At 63.3% G+C, this 14,444-nt stretch carries 19 protein-coding genes and 1 pseudogene; 13 read left to right on the forward strand and 7 right to left on the reverse strand.

Annotation, left to right across the window (positions count from 1 at the left end):
- Positions 1 to 116: 116 nt before the first annotated feature.
- Entirely contained in the window at positions 117 to 794 is a 678-nt protein-coding gene (locus IVB22_RS02705; protein ID WP_247515761.1) for a VOC family protein, read from the reverse strand.
- 150 nt (positions 795 to 944) lie between these two features.
- Between IVB22_RS02705 and IVB22_RS02710 the strand changes: the two genes are divergently transcribed.
- Genes IVB22_RS02710 through IVB22_RS02720 form a run of 3 tightly spaced genes read left to right on the forward strand, consistent with a single transcriptional unit; the run spans position 945 to position 3,240 of the window.
- On the forward strand, positions 945 to 1,478 hold the full coding sequence (locus tag IVB22_RS02710) for a MarR family winged helix-turn-helix transcriptional regulator (protein ID WP_247515762.1): 534 nt from the start codon (positions 945 to 947) through the stop codon (positions 1,476 to 1,478).
- Positions 1,479 to 1,529: 51 nt separating this feature from the next.
- Positions 1,530 to 2,507 carry an SDR family oxidoreductase gene (locus IVB22_RS02715; protein ID WP_247515763.1) on the forward strand — a complete coding sequence of 326 codons (978 nt, stop codon included), beginning with the start codon at positions 1,530 to 1,532 and terminating at the stop codon, positions 2,505 to 2,507.
- A 37-nt stretch (positions 2,508 to 2,544) separates the two neighbouring features.
- Positions 2,545 to 3,240 carry a GNAT family N-acetyltransferase gene (locus tag IVB22_RS02720; protein ID WP_247515764.1) on the forward strand — a complete coding sequence of 232 codons (696 nt, stop codon included), beginning with the start codon at positions 2,545 to 2,547 and terminating at the stop codon, positions 3,238 to 3,240.
- 35 nt (positions 3,241 to 3,275) lie between these two features.
- Here the strand turns inward: IVB22_RS02720 and IVB22_RS02725 are convergent, their stop codons facing one another.
- The gene (locus IVB22_RS02725; protein WP_247515765.1) at positions 3,276 to 3,731 is read right to left on the reverse strand and encodes an SRPBCC family protein; all 456 of its coding nucleotides are present in this window, start codon (positions 3,729 to 3,731) and stop codon (positions 3,276 to 3,278) included.
- 118 nt (positions 3,732 to 3,849) lie between these two features.
- Here IVB22_RS02725 and IVB22_RS02730 point away from each other — a divergent pair, with 118 nt between their 5' ends.
- The 8 genes from IVB22_RS02730 (at position 3,850) to IVB22_RS02765 (ending at position 9,821) form a co-directional block, all read left to right on the forward strand.
- Positions 3,850 to 4,935, forward strand: coding sequence for an adenylate/guanylate cyclase domain-containing protein (locus tag IVB22_RS02730; RefSeq protein ID WP_247515766.1), 1,086 nt, complete (start codon positions 3,850 to 3,852; stop codon positions 4,933 to 4,935).
- Positions 4,936 to 5,007: 72 nt separating this feature from the next.
- A complete protein-coding gene (locus tag IVB22_RS02735; protein WP_247515964.1) occupies positions 5,008 to 5,361 on the forward strand; it encodes a helix-turn-helix transcriptional regulator in 354 nt (117 codons plus the stop codon).
- Between the two features lie 3 nt (positions 5,362 to 5,364).
- On the forward strand, positions 5,365 to 5,898 hold the full coding sequence (locus IVB22_RS02740; protein ID WP_247515767.1) for an SRPBCC family protein: 534 nt from the start codon (positions 5,365 to 5,367) through the stop codon (positions 5,896 to 5,898).
- 41 nt (positions 5,899 to 5,939) lie between these two features.
- Positions 5,940 to 6,689, forward strand: coding sequence for a DUF899 domain-containing protein (locus tag IVB22_RS02745; protein WP_247515768.1), 750 nt, complete (start codon positions 5,940 to 5,942; stop codon positions 6,687 to 6,689).
- On the forward strand, positions 6,686 to 6,985 hold the full coding sequence (locus tag IVB22_RS02750) for a hypothetical protein (protein ID WP_247515769.1): 300 nt from the start codon (positions 6,686 to 6,688) through the stop codon (positions 6,983 to 6,985). The genes IVB22_RS02745 and IVB22_RS02750 overlap by 4 nt, the downstream gene beginning before the upstream one ends.
- Positions 6,986 to 7,052: 67 nt before the next feature.
- Positions 7,053 to 7,469 (forward strand): GFA family protein, encoded by a 417-nt coding sequence (locus tag IVB22_RS02755; RefSeq protein ID WP_247515770.1) that lies wholly within the window; start codon positions 7,053 to 7,055, stop codon positions 7,467 to 7,469.
- 241 nt (positions 7,470 to 7,710) lie between these two features.
- Complete coding sequence (locus IVB22_RS02760) at positions 7,711 to 8,061, forward strand: Lin0512 family protein (protein WP_247515771.1); 351 nt, start codon at positions 7,711 to 7,713, stop codon at positions 8,059 to 8,061.
- Positions 8,062 to 8,099: 38 nt separating this feature from the next.
- On the forward strand, positions 8,100 to 9,821 hold the full coding sequence (locus IVB22_RS02765) for a dihydroxy-acid dehydratase (RefSeq protein ID WP_247515772.1): 1,722 nt from the start codon (positions 8,100 to 8,102) through the stop codon (positions 9,819 to 9,821).
- A 54-nt stretch (positions 9,822 to 9,875) separates the two neighbouring features.
- Here IVB22_RS02765 and IVB22_RS02770 read toward each other — a convergent pair whose 3' ends face one another.
- Both IVB22_RS02770 and IVB22_RS02775 read right to left on the reverse strand, forming a co-directional pair.
- Positions 9,876 to 10,406, reverse strand: coding sequence for a GNAT family N-acetyltransferase (locus IVB22_RS02770; protein WP_247515773.1), 531 nt, complete (start codon positions 10,404 to 10,406; stop codon positions 9,876 to 9,878).
- A gap of 3 nt (positions 10,407 to 10,409) precedes the next feature.
- Positions 10,410 to 10,673, reverse strand: a complete 264-nt coding sequence (locus tag IVB22_RS02775) for a DUF1778 domain-containing protein (RefSeq protein WP_249804916.1) — start codon at positions 10,671 to 10,673, stop codon at positions 10,410 to 10,412.
- 130 nt (positions 10,674 to 10,803) lie between these two features.
- Between IVB22_RS02775 and IVB22_RS02780 the strand changes: the two genes are divergently transcribed.
- Positions 10,804 to 11,229 carry a 2'-5' RNA ligase family protein gene (locus IVB22_RS02780; protein ID WP_247515775.1) on the forward strand — a complete coding sequence of 142 codons (426 nt, stop codon included), beginning with the start codon at positions 10,804 to 10,806 and terminating at the stop codon, positions 11,227 to 11,229.
- Between the two features lie 160 nt (positions 11,230 to 11,389).
- On the opposite strand, the gene IVB22_RS02785 is transcribed toward IVB22_RS02780, so the two are convergent.
- Together IVB22_RS02785 and IVB22_RS02790 are read right to left on the reverse strand one after the other, a co-directional pair.
- On the reverse strand, positions 11,390 to 12,025 hold the full coding sequence (locus IVB22_RS02785) for an HAD hydrolase-like protein (RefSeq protein ID WP_247515776.1): 636 nt from the start codon (positions 12,023 to 12,025) through the stop codon (positions 11,390 to 11,392).
- A gap of 21 nt (positions 12,026 to 12,046) precedes the next feature.
- A complete protein-coding gene (locus IVB22_RS02790) occupies positions 12,047 to 12,919 on the reverse strand; it encodes an SDR family oxidoreductase (protein WP_247515777.1) in 873 nt (290 codons plus the stop codon).
- Between the two features lie 78 nt (positions 12,920 to 12,997).
- On the opposite strand from IVB22_RS02790, the pseudogene IVB22_RS02795 reads away from it, so the two are divergent.
- Positions 12,998 to 13,701: pseudogene (locus IVB22_RS02795) on the forward strand (glutathione S-transferase family protein).
- A 78-nt stretch (positions 13,702 to 13,779) separates the two neighbouring features.
- Here IVB22_RS02795 and IVB22_RS02800 read toward each other — a convergent pair.
- A complete protein-coding gene (locus IVB22_RS02800; RefSeq protein ID WP_247515779.1) occupies positions 13,780 to 14,397 on the reverse strand; it encodes a TetR/AcrR family transcriptional regulator in 618 nt (205 codons plus the stop codon).
- Positions 14,398 to 14,444 lie beyond the last annotated feature (47 nt).

Below are 14,444 nucleotides of genomic sequence, written 5' to 3' on the forward strand. Positions count from 1 at the left end.
GATTTCATCGAACTTGCGCGAGTCAGCGCTGACAATTTCAGATCGACTTGGTGAATGGCATCCTCACCGGCGGCGAACGCATGGAGCGGGCCGCCGCCGATGACAGCTTTGCCTGTTCATGCGGCCTGCTGCTGGCCGCTCTGTTCGTTGACGATGTAGTCGGCATACCAGTCCGGCCAGTTCTCATCGTGCTTGCCGCCGTTGCGCTTCTCGTACTCGCCATGGGCGGCGGCGGCCCGGCGGAACGCGGCCGCGAGATCGGCCGACGAAGTGAACGAGGTGCCGTTGCCGTCGATGCGGCCGGGCAATCGCGCGGTGACTTCCTGCAGCAGCCAGCCATTGCCGTCGGGATCGCTGAACGACGCATACGAACGGTAGCTGCCGCGCTCCGGATCCGGGCCGTTCAGCCGGACCCGTCCGAACAGATACGGCTCGTCCTGGCCAACATGCACGTCGCCGCCGGCGTGGAACGCTTCGCTGATCGCGACGCCGCGGCCGAGCAGCTCCTTGCGGGCAGCTTCAATGTCCGAGACGACCAGGTACAGGCCCTGCGCCGAGCCGGGCGCGGTAGAGGTGACGTTCTTGCCGAAGATCACCGAGGCGTTGGAACCGGGCGGGGTGAACTGGATTACGCGGTAATCGTCGGGGCCGGCAAAGTCGGCGTCGAGCCGCCAGCCGAGTTTTGCATAAAACTGCTTGGCGCGTTCGACGTCGGAAACGGGAATGACGACGATTTCGAGCTTCAGGTCGATCGCCGGCGCATTCGAGGTCTGGTTTGCAGATGTGGTGGTCATGGCTTTCTCCTCTAATTAGATCGTGTACGATGTATTCGCATGCGTGCTATAAATACCCGCTGAGCCCGACTGTCAACCCTTCCGATTTAATCGGATGCGATATATATGGATGCGAGACTTCACATGTTCGTGTCGAAAAGGACGACCTCCATGAAACCCAATGATGGTCCCAAATCCGGTCAGGCGGCCGGTTCCAGAGACAATTCCAGAGACAATTCAAAGGCCGGCCAGAAGGCGAAACCGCCGGGGGCCGACCGACGCCTTGGCGATTTCCTGTGCTTTGCAATCTACTCGGCCAACCTCGCTTTCGGCCGTGCCTACCGGAAGGGCCTTGAGGATCTCGGTCTGACCTACCCGCAATGGATCACGATCGTGGCCTTGTGGGAGCAGGACGACCAGACGGTGAGCGAGCTTGGCGAAAAGATGTTTCTCGAATCCAACACGCTGACGCCGATCCTGAAAAAGCTGGAGTCGATGGGTTATCTGAGTAGGCAGCGCGATCCCGCGGACGAGCGGCAGGTGCGCATCAGCCTTACCGAGGCCGGCCGGCGGTTGCGCGAGAAGGGGATGCACATGAACCTCGTGGCCTCGACCGGACTCAAGCCGGACGAGTTCGCGCGGCTGCAGGAAAATGTCGTCACGTTGCGCGATAATCTGATCAAGGCGACGGCGGAGGAGGCGTGACGGCGCGCTCGATGCGATCGGCCTCCGGCGGCGCGTGAAAGGGAAGCTGCAATGAATGGCGTGGCAGAGAAGGGTTCGCTTCGCGGACGCATCGCCGTCGTAGCAGGTGCGACGCGCGGCGCCGGCCGCGGCATCGCCACAGCGCTCGGCGAAGCCGGCGCGACGGTGATCTGCACAGGGCGCAGCAGCACGCGCGCCGATGCTCCGACGCGATCCGACTATGACCGGCGCGAGACGATCGAGGAGACCGCCGAGCTTGTGACCGGGCTAGGCGGCAAGGGCGTCGCCATCGCCGTCGACCATCTCGAACCGGCGCAGGTCGCGGCCTTGGCCGAACGCATCCGCGACGACCATGGCCGGATCGACGTGCTCGTCAACGACATCTGGGGCGCCGAAGTGCTGAAGGGTGCCCCGCCGCAATGGAACACGCCGATCTGGAAGCTCGACCTGCAAAAGGGCTTGCGGATTCTGCGCCTCGGCATCGAGACGCATCTGGTGACGTCGCATTATCTGTTGCCACTGCTGGTCGCGCAGCCCGGCGGCCTGCTCGTCGAAGTCACCGACGGAACCGCCGACTACAACGCCCAGCATTACCGGATCTCGGTGTTCTATGATCTCGTTAAGCAGAGCGTAAACCGTCTGGCCTTCTCGCAAGGCCACGAACTCGAGCCCCACGGGGCCACGGCGGTGGCGATCACGCCGGGCTGGCTGCGCTCCGAGATGATGCTGGAGAATTTCGGCGTCACCGAAGCCAACTGGCGCGAGGCGCTGACGGAGCGGGGAGGCGGCCGGCACCAGGCGCCGCCCGATTTCGCGCTGTCGGAATCGCCGCGCTATGTCGGCCGCGCCGTGGCCGCGCTCGCCACCGATCCCGGTCGCGGCAGCTGGAATCAAAAGTCGGTCAGCTCCGGCGAACTCGCGCGCCACTATGGCTTTACGGATATTGATGGCTCGCGGCCGGACATCTGGCGCTACACCGCCGAAGTCCGGGAGGGCGGCAAGGTCGCCGACCTCAGCGATTACCGCTAGTGTGGTCGTACAATTGAATGGGAATGAAAGCAGTCTGATGTCTGTCCGCGACGCAAACCATCCCCTCGATTATCCGATCTGGACCGCGTTGACGACCACGCATCAGGCGTTGGCCGAAGGCGATGCCCGTGCGTGGCGCTATCCGACAGAGATCACGCCGTTCGCCGCGACGGCGGACATGTCGCCCGAAAGCTTTGCAGCGCTTGGCGCGCTGATGTCGTCGCAAGACATCGCCGTGCTGTTCACGCCGGATGCCGTCAGTCCGCCTGCCGAATTCAAGATCGTGCTGGCGGATACCGGTGAGCAGATGATAGGGGCGCCAGTCGAAACGCCGGCCAATGGCGTCGACATCATCACCCTCGGTGTCGACGACGTTCCGGCGATGATGGAACTGACCGCGCTCACCAAGCCAGGGCCGTTCTACGTGCGGACCCATGAACTCGGCACCTTCCTCGGCATCCGCGTCGACGGCCAGCTCGTCGCGATGATCGGCGAACGGATGAAGCCCGCTCGCTACACCGAGATGACCGCCGTCTGCGTGCATCCATCCCACCGCGGCCGGGGCTACGGGCAGATGCTGCTATCCGCCGTCTCCCGCCAGATTGTATCGCGCGGAGAAATTCCCTTCCTGCACGTCTTCACCAGCAATCACTCGGCCATCGCGCTCTACCGCCGGCAGGGGATGGAAATCCGGCGCCGCCTCCACGTGACGGTGTTGAAGAAAGAGGATTGATCGTCCAGCGATGCACGCCTTGACCGATATCTTCCTCACGCGTTGCGGGTGCCGTTCGGCCCTCGATCCGGTCCGGGATCCTGGCCGGCAGCCACCTTGGTCAGCCTGTCGATATAATGGATCCAGCCCTTGGCATGGCTCGCCTGGTGAGCGGCGCTTGGAAGGCCGCTATGAGTCATGCGCAGCAATGTGCCGCCATCCTGGTCGATCAGGTCGATCTCGATCAGGCCCGATCCCGGCGGCACCTCGTCATTGCCTTCCCAGCCAAAACTGTAGGCGAGGCGATGCACCGGCACCACCTCGCGGAACGTGCCGCGCGCCGTCGCACTGCCAACGCCCTTCAGGAGATACAACCCGCCCGGATGCATCTCCGTCACGGCCTCGCTGCCCATCCATTGCACGATCTTCTCAGGGTCCGTCAGGAAGGCGAACACGCTGGCGCGCGGTGCGGCGATCTGGGTCTCGCGCTGGACCACAAACGATTCAGGCATCAATAACCTCGCTGCTTGTTGGCATAAGCGGTGCTGCAACCGTGCCAACATATGCTGGCGCGGGAATTTACCAAGTGCCGATGATGATAATGAATTGTCCCTGCCATAGGGTCGGACCATGCAACTGAGTTCGACGCTGGCATGGCTGGTCGATGCGGCCAGCGCTTCGCCGGGCGCCGACCGGTTCCTCGCCGAACTCGGCACGCGCTTGATTGCGGATGGCGTGCCGCTTGCCGGCGGCGCGCTGACGCTCGCCGTGCCGCATCCGATCATCGCCCGCCGCACCTGGCTGTGGCGGGCTGGGAACGGAGAGGTGATCGAGGCGGTGGGATTTGCGCCGGCGGGATTCGGCAGCGTCGGAAGCTCGCCCGGCGATGCGGGGCGGAGTTGGTTGACCGGGCTCGCGGGCGGCATTGTGCATGAAGACAGCGTTGGCGCGGGAGAAGGCGGGCCTGTGCTCGGCTGGATCGCGCCGCGCCGGTTCACAGAAGCGGAAGCCAATCGATTGCGCGAAGCCGCCCGCTTTGCCGCAGCGCCGCTCGCCGTGCTCTCGGCACGCGCGACGCTGTCGGCCGCGCTCGAGGCTTATCTTGGTCGGCGCAGCGCCGCGCGCGTGCTGGCGGGGCCGCTGCGGCGTGAAGTCGGCGAGACCATTCGGGCGGTGTTGCTCTATGGCGATCTGCGCAGCTTCACCGCGCTGTCCGAGGCCGAGCCTCCGGCTGCCGTCATCGCCGCACTCGGCGGCTGGTTCGACTGCATCGGCGGCGCCGTCCACGCCTTTGGCGGTGAGGTGTTGAAATTCATCGGCGACGGCGTGCTCGCGATTTTCCCGGTCGGCGACAAGCCGCGTGAAGCCTGCGACGCCGCGCTGCGCGCAGTTGCTTCCGCGAAAGCCGGAATGGCGCATCTCGATACGAGCCGGCGAGAGCAGGGGCTGCCGCCGCTGTCGTTCGGCGTGGCGCTGCACCTTGGCGAAATTCTGTGGGGCAATGTCGGCGCGGCCGACCGGCTCGATTTCACCGCGATCGGGCCTGCGGTGAATCTGGTGAGCCGACTCGAAGGGCTCTGCCGGCCGCTGGGCTGCACCGTTCTCATCTCCGGCGCAGTCGCCGCGGAAACGAGCGTGACACTGATCCCGCTGGGAACCCATGCGCTACGCGGCATCGCATCTCCCTGCGCCGTCTACACGGTGTCGGACGGTTAGCTAGCGCGGTCCATCACGAAAACGTTAAACCGATCGGTTGACTATCGACGCTGCGTGTCTATACTAAACCATATGGTTGAGCATTCGACACATCTCGATGCTGTTTTTCACGCGCTGGCGGACCCGACGCGCCGCGCGATGCTTGGTCATTTGGCCGAGCGGGAGCTCACGATCGGGGAACTGGCGACGCCATTCCATATGAGCTTCGCCGGCGCGTCGAAACATGTGCGGGTGCTGGAGAATGCCGGGCTGGTGAAGCGCACGATCCGCGGCCGCACCCATCTGTGCCGCCTCGAGGCGGCACGGCTCGCGGAAGCCGATGTGTGGCTGAAGCGCTACGAACGTTTCTGGAGCGCAAAACTCGACTCGCTGGAAGCCCTGCTGCGTGCAGAGGACGAGGCGAAAGCAAAGCAGGTGAAGGAGTAGACAATGAATGCAACGACAAAGCCCGATGCCTATGGCGAGTTGATCGAGCCGACCACGCTCAAGATCCAAAGGCTTCTGCCCGGTCCGATCGAGCGCATCTGGGCCTACCTCACCGACAGCGACCTGCGCCGCAAATGGCTCGCGGCGGGCGCGATGGAGATGAAGGTCGGCTCGCCCGTCGAATTCGTCTGGCGCAACGACGAACTCAACGATCCCCCGGGCAAGCGCCCGGAGGGGTTCCCGGAAGAGCATCGTATGCAGAGCCGGATCACCGAGCTCGAACCGCTCCGCAAGCTTTCGATCGCCTGGAACAACAGCGGCGACGTGACGTTCGAGCTGGAGCCCAAGGGCTCGGGCGTGCTGCTCACCGTGACCCATCGGCGTCTGCCCGATCGCTCGACCATGCTCAAAGTCAGCGCCGGCTGGCACATGCATCTCGATGTCCTGGTCGCCCGTGCCAACGACAAGGAACCGGCACCATTCTGGGACGGCTGGGCCCACCTGCAGCAGGAATACGACCGCCGGCTGCCGGCCTGACGTGCAACGCAACAAGCACTGCAACAAACAGGAGGTTAGCTATGCAGATTCATGCCGTTTCAGCGCAGGAGTGGGAAGCCGCGCGCAAGCAGTTGCTCGTGAAGGAGAAGGAATTGACCCACGCTCGCGACGCACTGGCCGCCGAGCGCCGGCGGATGCCGTGGTTGGCCGTGGAGAAGGAATATAAGTTCGAGGGGCCTGCGGGCAAGGCGAGCTTGCGCGATCTGTTCGAGGGCCGCCATCAGCTGATCGTCTACCGCGCCTTCTACGAGCCCGGCGTGTTCGGCTGGCCAGACCATGCCTGCCGCGGCTGCTCGATGGTGGCCGACCAGGTCGCTCATCTCGCGCATCTCAACGCCCGCGACACCACGCTCGTGTTCGCCTCGCGCGCGCCGCAGGCAGACATCGCGCGCCAGAAGGCGCGAATGGGATGGGAGATGATCCCCTGGTACACCGTTACGGACAGCTTTGATGCCGACTTCGACGTCGGCGAATGGCACGGCACCAACGTGTTCTTCCGCGACGGCAACAAGATTTACCGTACCTATTTCATCAATAACCGCGGCGACGAGCAGATGGGGAGCACCTGGAATTATCTCGACATCACGCCGCTCGGGCGCCAGGAGGAGTGGGAGGATTCGCCCGAAGGCTATCCGCAGACCCCAACCTATAAGTGGTGGAACTGGCACGACAGCTACGTCGAAGGTGCGGCGCCCGACAAGAGGTGGGTCGAGGTGTCGGATGCTGGCGAGGCCGCATTCCGGAAGCAGTCCGCGAGTGCGAAGCGATGAGCCAGGGCTGTAGCCAAGGCTATTCCGGCGGATCCGGCGGCGCGATCCGCCGGAGCACCGCCGCGCGGAAGGTGGCCAACGGGCTCTATCTCGCGGCCGCGCCGACATTCGCGACAATGGCGCTGCTTACCGGCGTCCTTGGATCGGCGGATGCGTTGTGTTCGACCGCGAGTGCGTCACCTCTCGGCGGAATGGTCCCGATGTACTTATTGATGAGCGCCTTCCATTCGGCGCCCTGGCTGAAGCTGATTGCCAGTCGCACGCGAACTTCGCAGGTCAGTGAAAGCCGGGCGTGAGACGCCCGGCCGGGGCATTCGAAGAGTTCGTGGTCCACCCGTGCTGTTTTACCGAAGGAGAAAGAGCTTGAGCCACGCCTATACCGGCGGATGCGCCTGCGGTGCGATCCGATATGAAATCTCTGCTGAGCCAATGGCGTCGAACGATTGCCAGTGCCGCGACTGTCAACGCAAGAGCGGCACCGGGCATGGATCCTATTTGACTTTCCCGCATCGCAAGGACGTGAAGCTCACGGGCGAAGCCACGCACTGGGACATGGTCGGCGATAGCGGTAACGTAAAGAGCCGCGGCTTCTGTCCCACCTGCGGTTCACCGGTCTATCTGACGTTCTCGGCCTGGTCAGATCTATTCACCATCCACGCAGCGAGCCTGGATGATCCAACCCGATATAAGCCGCAGGCGGTAACGTACCATGTGCGCGGTTACGCGTGGGACCATCTCGATCCGGCACTGCCGAAATTCGAAAAGATGCCGCCGGGCTGAGATGCGCACCGCGTGGTTTCAATGAGATTGCCCAAGCCAGTTCGCCGTCGACGAACTGCTTCCACACCTTGGCCTGGTCCGCGTCCTCGCGAGCCCCGGGGCGTTACCGCCCGACCGGGATCCGAACGCCGGGCGCAGCTTTGCTGCGCCGTGACTTGACGCGGCGGCCGCAAGCGAGGATTGAGAGGGCAGGCCTTTCGCCGGATAATCTCTCCCCACGCCAACGACAAGAGGAAATGCCATGGCACGCGTGCGCTGTATCACCGAAATGGGCATGGGCGTCGACGTTCACGGACGCGACGCCACCAAGGCCGCCAGGCGCGCCGTTTCCGACGCCATCCGCCATTCCAGCCTCGGCTTCTTCCGGATGCTGGGGAAGACCGCCAACGACATGTTCGTCGAGGTCACCGTCGCGGTGCCGGACCCGAGCGGGGTCGACACTGCGGCAGTTGCCAAAGAACTGCCGTACGGCACCGTGAACGTGACGGCGGTCAAGGGCGGGCTGGAAGTGCCGGCCGAGAGCGGTAGCGACTCCATCATCATCGCGAACGCGGCCGTGATCGTGAGTTTCGACGACGGCAAGACCGGCTAAACAAGAACCGCGATCAACCGGAAGACCTGGAGCACCCCATGACGACGCAGGACAGCAGCACCTATTGGAAGCGAGGGCGGGTGGAGCTGCGCGCTGCCGGATTCGATCCTGACCGCGCGGCCCAAGCCAACGCGGTGGTGACGATTGCCAGCGCCTACACCAATGCCCATCGCTGCAACAACCGCGTGCGCGCCATTACCGATCTGCTGGTCGATATCTTGGCGGAGCGCGGCGGGCAGGGGCTGATCGTCGGCGCGCCGGCGGTGTCGGATGCGCTGACGCAGGGCACGCCGACGGCGGGCTACAGCCTCGCCTCGCGCGACGTCGTCGCCGACTGTTTTGAGATCGGCCACTACGCGCATCATGGCGATGCGATGATTGTCATTTCCGGCTGCGACAAGACGGGCGCGGCCGCGCTGATGCCGCTGGCGCGCACCAATGCTTTTGGGCTCGTGCTCTATCCCGGCACCAGCACGCCGGGTCGCGTCTCGTTCGGGGCATGGGCCAGCAAGGGCAACAACATCACGATCCTCGATTACGCCGAGGCGCGCGCCGCCAACGAGTCCGGCCGCCTCTCCGGCGAGGAGTTGCTGGAAGTCGAGCGCAACGTGATGCCGGGCAGCGGTACCTGCGGTGCCATGTTCACCGCCAACACCATGAGTACGATCGCGGAGGCGATCGGCATGATGCTGCCACGCGGCGCCTCGCATCCCGCCGACTACGACGCCGGCAGCGACATCCACGCCGACGTCCGCGCGCAGGCGCGGGCTTCGGTCGATGCCATGTACCGGCTGATGGAGGCCGGCATCCGGCCACGCGACATCATGACCGAGCGGGCGTTTGAGAATGCGATCACGACCGTCTACGCGATGGGCGGTTCGACCAACATGTATCTGCATCTGCTCGCGGTCGCGCGCGAGGCACAGGTGCCGATCACCATCGAGCGCATCCAGCAGGTCGGCGAGCGCGTCCCGCTGCTGGTCAATCTGCAGCCGCATGGACCGTTCGCAATGGGCAGCCTGCATGCGATCGGCGGCGTGCCGGTTGTGATGAAGGAATTGCTTCGCGCGGGCCTTCTGCATGGCGACGTCATGACGGTGACCGGCAAGACGTTGGCGGAAAATCTCGCCGATGTTCCGACGCTCGAACAGATGGCGCCGCAGGAGATCGTCCTTCCGGTGTCGAAACCAATCGCGCCGGCGAACAATCACATCAGCGTCCTGAAGGGCAACCTCGCGCCGGAGAGCTGTTTGCTCAAGCTGTCGGGCAAGGCGCTCGAGAAGGGGCAGTTCCGCGGCACTGCGCGCGTCTTCGAGTCAGAGGCGGACACGATGGCCGCGATCCGCGCTGGCGAGATTGTGTCGGGCAATGTTATCGTGGTGCGCAATGTCGGTCCGGTCGGCGGACCCGGCATGCCCGAAATGGTGATGCTGACGATCCAGCTCCAGGGGCGGGGCCTCGGCGAGGATGTCGCGCTGATCACCGACGGCCGTTTTTCCGGCGTCTCGCACGGCATCCTGATCGGCCACGTCTCGCCGGAAGCCGCGCGCGGCGGCCCGATCGCCGCGGTGCGCGACGGCGATACGATCGTGATCGATCCGGGCGCCCGCACCGTGAATCTCGAAGTGCCAGCGGAAGAGATCACCCGCCGCATGGCCGACTGGCGCGCGCCTGCCTCAATCGCCGCGGTACGGCCAGGATCGGTGCACGACAAGTACATCCGGCTGGTATCGTCGGCGCATTATGGGTGTGTGTTGTAACTTTGCGGTGTACCGGGTGCAGAGCCGGGTTCGAACTGTCGAACATCCAATGGGTCACGAGGGTTCTTGAAATGTCGAGCCGGAAGGCAAGGTGATCGATGCCGCGATGTCGGCAAGAGACCTGAACAGGATCAGCGGATCATCCTTCGAAGGAACAAAGCCGCGCCGCTTCCAAAAATTAGCGGCCTCGATATCGACAGCATTGACGATGAGGGCACGTCCGCCAATCAGGCTGGCCGCAATTACGCAACGTTGCAGCGCATGCTTGAGCAATCCAGTGCCAATTCCTTTGCCGATGTAATTCTGATCTGCCGCCAGCTGTCCCAACAACAGGCAAGGAACGGGATCAGGCGGCTGACCGGTACGGATCGATCGCGGCAGCGTTGCGGGAAGAACCGCCGTAGGCGCGAGGCCGTAATAGCCAAGGACCCGATTGGCTTCATGTACGACCATGACGGCCGTGAAACCCTTCTCTTGATTGGAGAGCGCGCGTGTCTTCAGCCATCGATCCAGAGACGGCTTGCCACAGGAGAACCCAGAGACGTCGTGAGCCGCTGTGAGCGGCTCCGGCTCGGAAATAGCCACCTTTCACTTCTCGGCTTTTGCCTTCCCGGATTCCCACGGAGCGGTGCGTTGAAAGAGTTCGACCATTTCAGGTACCGGGTGCCCGGGTTGCGAAAGAACCTCCATAAAGGCCTTGAAGCCAGCCGGACTCATCCGGATGGGCGCCGCTTCCATCAGAACATCTTCCGCCGCACGTACCGCTGCCTCGCGCACGAAATCGGTGCGCGAACGGCCACGCAAGCTGGCCGCACGATCGATAATGGCGATATCAGTTTCGGGCAGTCGCATCGATAGCGGATGCTCTTTTCGTTTTATGACGCGCGGCACTCGGAATCTCCTGCGGAAGCTGTAGTGTATTTTACAATACGAATTTTTCAAGTTGCTAAACGGGTGTGTTCATGATTTGTTCTAGTCTATCATGGACGAGTTTGCAAGCTGTAGTGGTGCCCGATTATTCCTCGCGGCCGTTCCCGATGCAGGCACGGCAGAGCGAATTCACCAATTGGCTGGCGTACTCAAGCGCGCGCATCATTTCGACGGCAAGCTCATCGCCCCCGACCGGCTGCACATTTCGCTGTTCGCTCTCAGCGGGTTGCCTGAGGGCCAGCTTTGCGCCGCGTGGGAGGCGGCCATGGACGTGCGAACCGAGCCGTTTGAGGTCTCGTTCGATCGCACAGCCAGCTTTCGGGGGCGGGCCGGGCAATCGCCCGTTCGTCCTGATCGGAGAGAAAGGATTGCGCCGGCTGCAATCGTTTCGGCAAATGCTCGGCGCCGCGATGACGCGAAGAGGGTTGAGGCGGCTGGCCAACACGAATTTCACGCCGCACGTCACGTTGTTGTATGACGCGCGTAGCGTAGACGAGTATCCAATCGAACCGATTGGCTGGACGATTACGGAGTTTGTACTCGTCCGCAGCTTGAACGGCCACGAACACCTCGTACGATGGCCTCTGTGGGTATGACAGGTAATTAGCGGAGTTATCCAGCGGACATTCCGCGACGTATTATTTCGTCATAGTGAGCCGCTGCATCATCTCCTCGATCGAATTGAACAGATGCGTCGGTCCCGCTGCCTCCAGCGCGCTCGGAAGTGCGTAGCCCCAGGCAACCGCGCCGGAATCCATACCGGCGGCCCTGGCCGCCTCGATGTCGCGGATCTCGTCGCCAATGCAGATCGTATCTGCTGGCTCCGTTCCCAACCGTCGTGCGACCTGCCGAAATTTCCAGTGCTTGCCGAATATGGCAGCGCCGCAGTCGAAACGAGTGATTTGGGCGGCGGCGGGTCCGAGCACCTGCCGGACGGAGGCTTCGCTGTCGGAACTGACGATGGCGATCTTGATGCCTATGTGTTGTAGGTCGGTCAGCATGGCCGGGATGCCCTTGAACAGCGATATCTCGCTCGCCGCGGCGAGCTTGCGCTTTCGCATGTCGCTGACGATGGCCGGCAGTTGCCATTTGGATACGTTGAGCCGCGCCATGATTTCACGTGCGGTCAGGCCGCGCAGCCCCTCCATTTCCTCAGCGGGAACGGGCGTGAGATTGAACCGCGCGACCATGTCGTGAAAGGACGAGCGAAACCAGGGAAGCGAGTCGGCCAGCGTGCCGTCAAAGTCGAAAATGGCGAGGCGATAGCGGGTCATGAGGGAAGGGCTTTCAGCGGGTCACTTGTCGTCGCCGCTGAAATACGCGGGCTTGCCCGTGGTCCAGGTCTCGCCCCAGAGTTGGCCGCCGCCGTCGACCGTCAGCGTCTCACCAGTCACAAATTTCGCGGACGGTCCGGCAAGGAAAGCGCTGGCCTCCGCGACGTCCCAGGGCGAGCCGACGCGCATCATCGGGTTCGAGCGCGGGTAGGCCGCGCGGGCCTCGGGCGAATAGACGTTCCAGCCCTCGGTTTCGATCGCGCCCGGTGCCACGCAATTGACCCGAATGTTCAGCGGCGCCCATTCGACCGCGACGGCGCGGGACAGCCCGATCACGCCGCTTCGCGCGGCGATGGTGTGGGCGATGCCGTAGAGGCCGTGTGTTGTCACGACTACGATGTTGACGATGCTGCCGGGACGCTTGTGGTCGCGCCAGTGTTGCGCGGCGGCCTGCATCATGTACCAGGTGCCGTTCAGATTGGTGTTGATGACGGCGTTCCAGCCCTTCACCGAGAAATCGATCGCTGCCTGCGGAAACTGTCCGCCGGCGCTGTTGATGAGACTGTCGACGCGGCCATGCGCGACCCAGATCGTGTCGAACAGAGCGTTGACCGCATCGGGCTCCCGGATGTCGGCGACGTGCGCGGATGCCTTGAAACCGCGGTCCGCCAGCTGGGCCACGAGCGCATCGAGCTTGCCTCCATCGCGCCCGACCACGGCGACATGCGCCCCCAGCCGCGCGAACAGCCAGGTGATCGCCCGTCCGATGCCGCCGGCACCGCCCGTTACGACGACGACCTGATCCTTACATGCATCGGCCGCGAACATGGTCGGGTGAGCCGCAAGCTCCTCATCAGTGAGGCCGAGCTTCGCCGGAGACGGTTGATCGGTCATGAATGGCGCGGGCCCTTGTTATATGGGGCATCAGCCGTACATTAGCCACGCAATAACAACCACGCAAAACGAGTTTTGATGTCCGATCTCTCCGCGTTCCCGATCACCACCCGCTGGCCCGCCAAACATCCTGACCGCCTTCAGCTCTATTCGCTGCCGACGCCAAACGGCGTCAAGGTCTCGATCATGCTGGAAGAGATCGGATTGCCCTACGAAGTGCATCTGGTCGACTTCAACAAGGACGACCAGAATACGTCTGAATTCCTGTCGCTCAATCCGAATGGCAAGATCCCGGCCATCCTCGATCCGGACGGGCCCGGCGGCAAGCCGCTGCCGCTGTTCGAGTCCGGGGCGATCTTGCAGTATCTCGCCGACAAGACCGGCAAGCTTCTGCCCACCGATCCGGCGCGACGTTACCAGACGATTCAGTGGCTGCACTTTCAGATGGGCGGGATCGGACCGATGTTCGGGCAGGTCGGCTTCTTCCACAAATTCGCCGGCAAGGAGTATGCCGACAAGCGGCCGCTTGAGCGTTACGTCGCCGAGTCGAAGCGCCTGCTCGGTGTGATGGAGACTCGTCTCGGCGGGCGGCAGTGGATCATGGACGACGACTACACGATCGCCGATATTTCGATGCTCGGCTGGGTGCGAAATCTGATCGGCTTTTATGGTGCGCGCGATCTCGTTGCGTTCGACGGCTTCAAGAGCGTATCAGGCTGGCTTGATCGCGGCCTGGCGCGCCCCGCGGTGCAACGCGGGCTGGAGATCCGAAGCGGCCGTAAGCACCTGGATGTTTCGCAACGCGCTTTCCAAAAGCGGCCGGTTAACATCGCTCAAGCGCTTTCCGAGTGAAATGCCTTTCACGCGGGCCGATGGCCAGTCGAAGTCAGCCTCTCGGCGACAAGGCCATCCATCAGTTGCTTCAGCGCCATGTCGTAGTCGGAAAAATTGCCGCCTGCAGCGATGGCGATAGCCGCCCGGTCGAACGCCGCAGAGAGGATATTGACCACGGCGGTGAGCGAGATTTCAGGCGACGGGCGGATCACCGCTTGCAGGCCTTCCAACAAAGTTCGGCGGCTATGTTTGGCGTCGATGGCATCCACGGTCTCAAAACCCAGAACGGCGGGCGCCTCGATCAGGATCAGGCGTGTTCGTCCTTCCTTCTGCATCGCGCGCAAGTACGCTGAAGCGCCCGTATGGAGCATCTGCATCGGAGCGTCTGTCGCCGAAGCAGCGCCCTCGATCTCGGCGGCAACAGCGGCGGACTCAGCCTCGACCAAGGCGAGATAGAGGGCCCTTTTGTCCTCGAAATGGTGGTAGAGCGCACCCCGCGTCACTCCCGCTTGCGCGGCAATCTCGGGGGTTCCGGTGGTGGCATATCCCTTTGCGATAAAAAGCGCTTTGGCCGCTTCAAGCACCCTCCCACGAGTGGTCGCGCTGCGGTCGATGTTGCTCCTGCGTCCTTTTATCACTTGCATGCATACAGCCTGTATGTTTATGTCTGCGTACAGACTGTATGTTTTTT

The organism is Bradyrhizobium sp. 190, assembly GCF_023073415.1.
Lineage (GTDB): Bacteria > Pseudomonadota > Alphaproteobacteria > Rhizobiales > Xanthobacteraceae > Bradyrhizobium.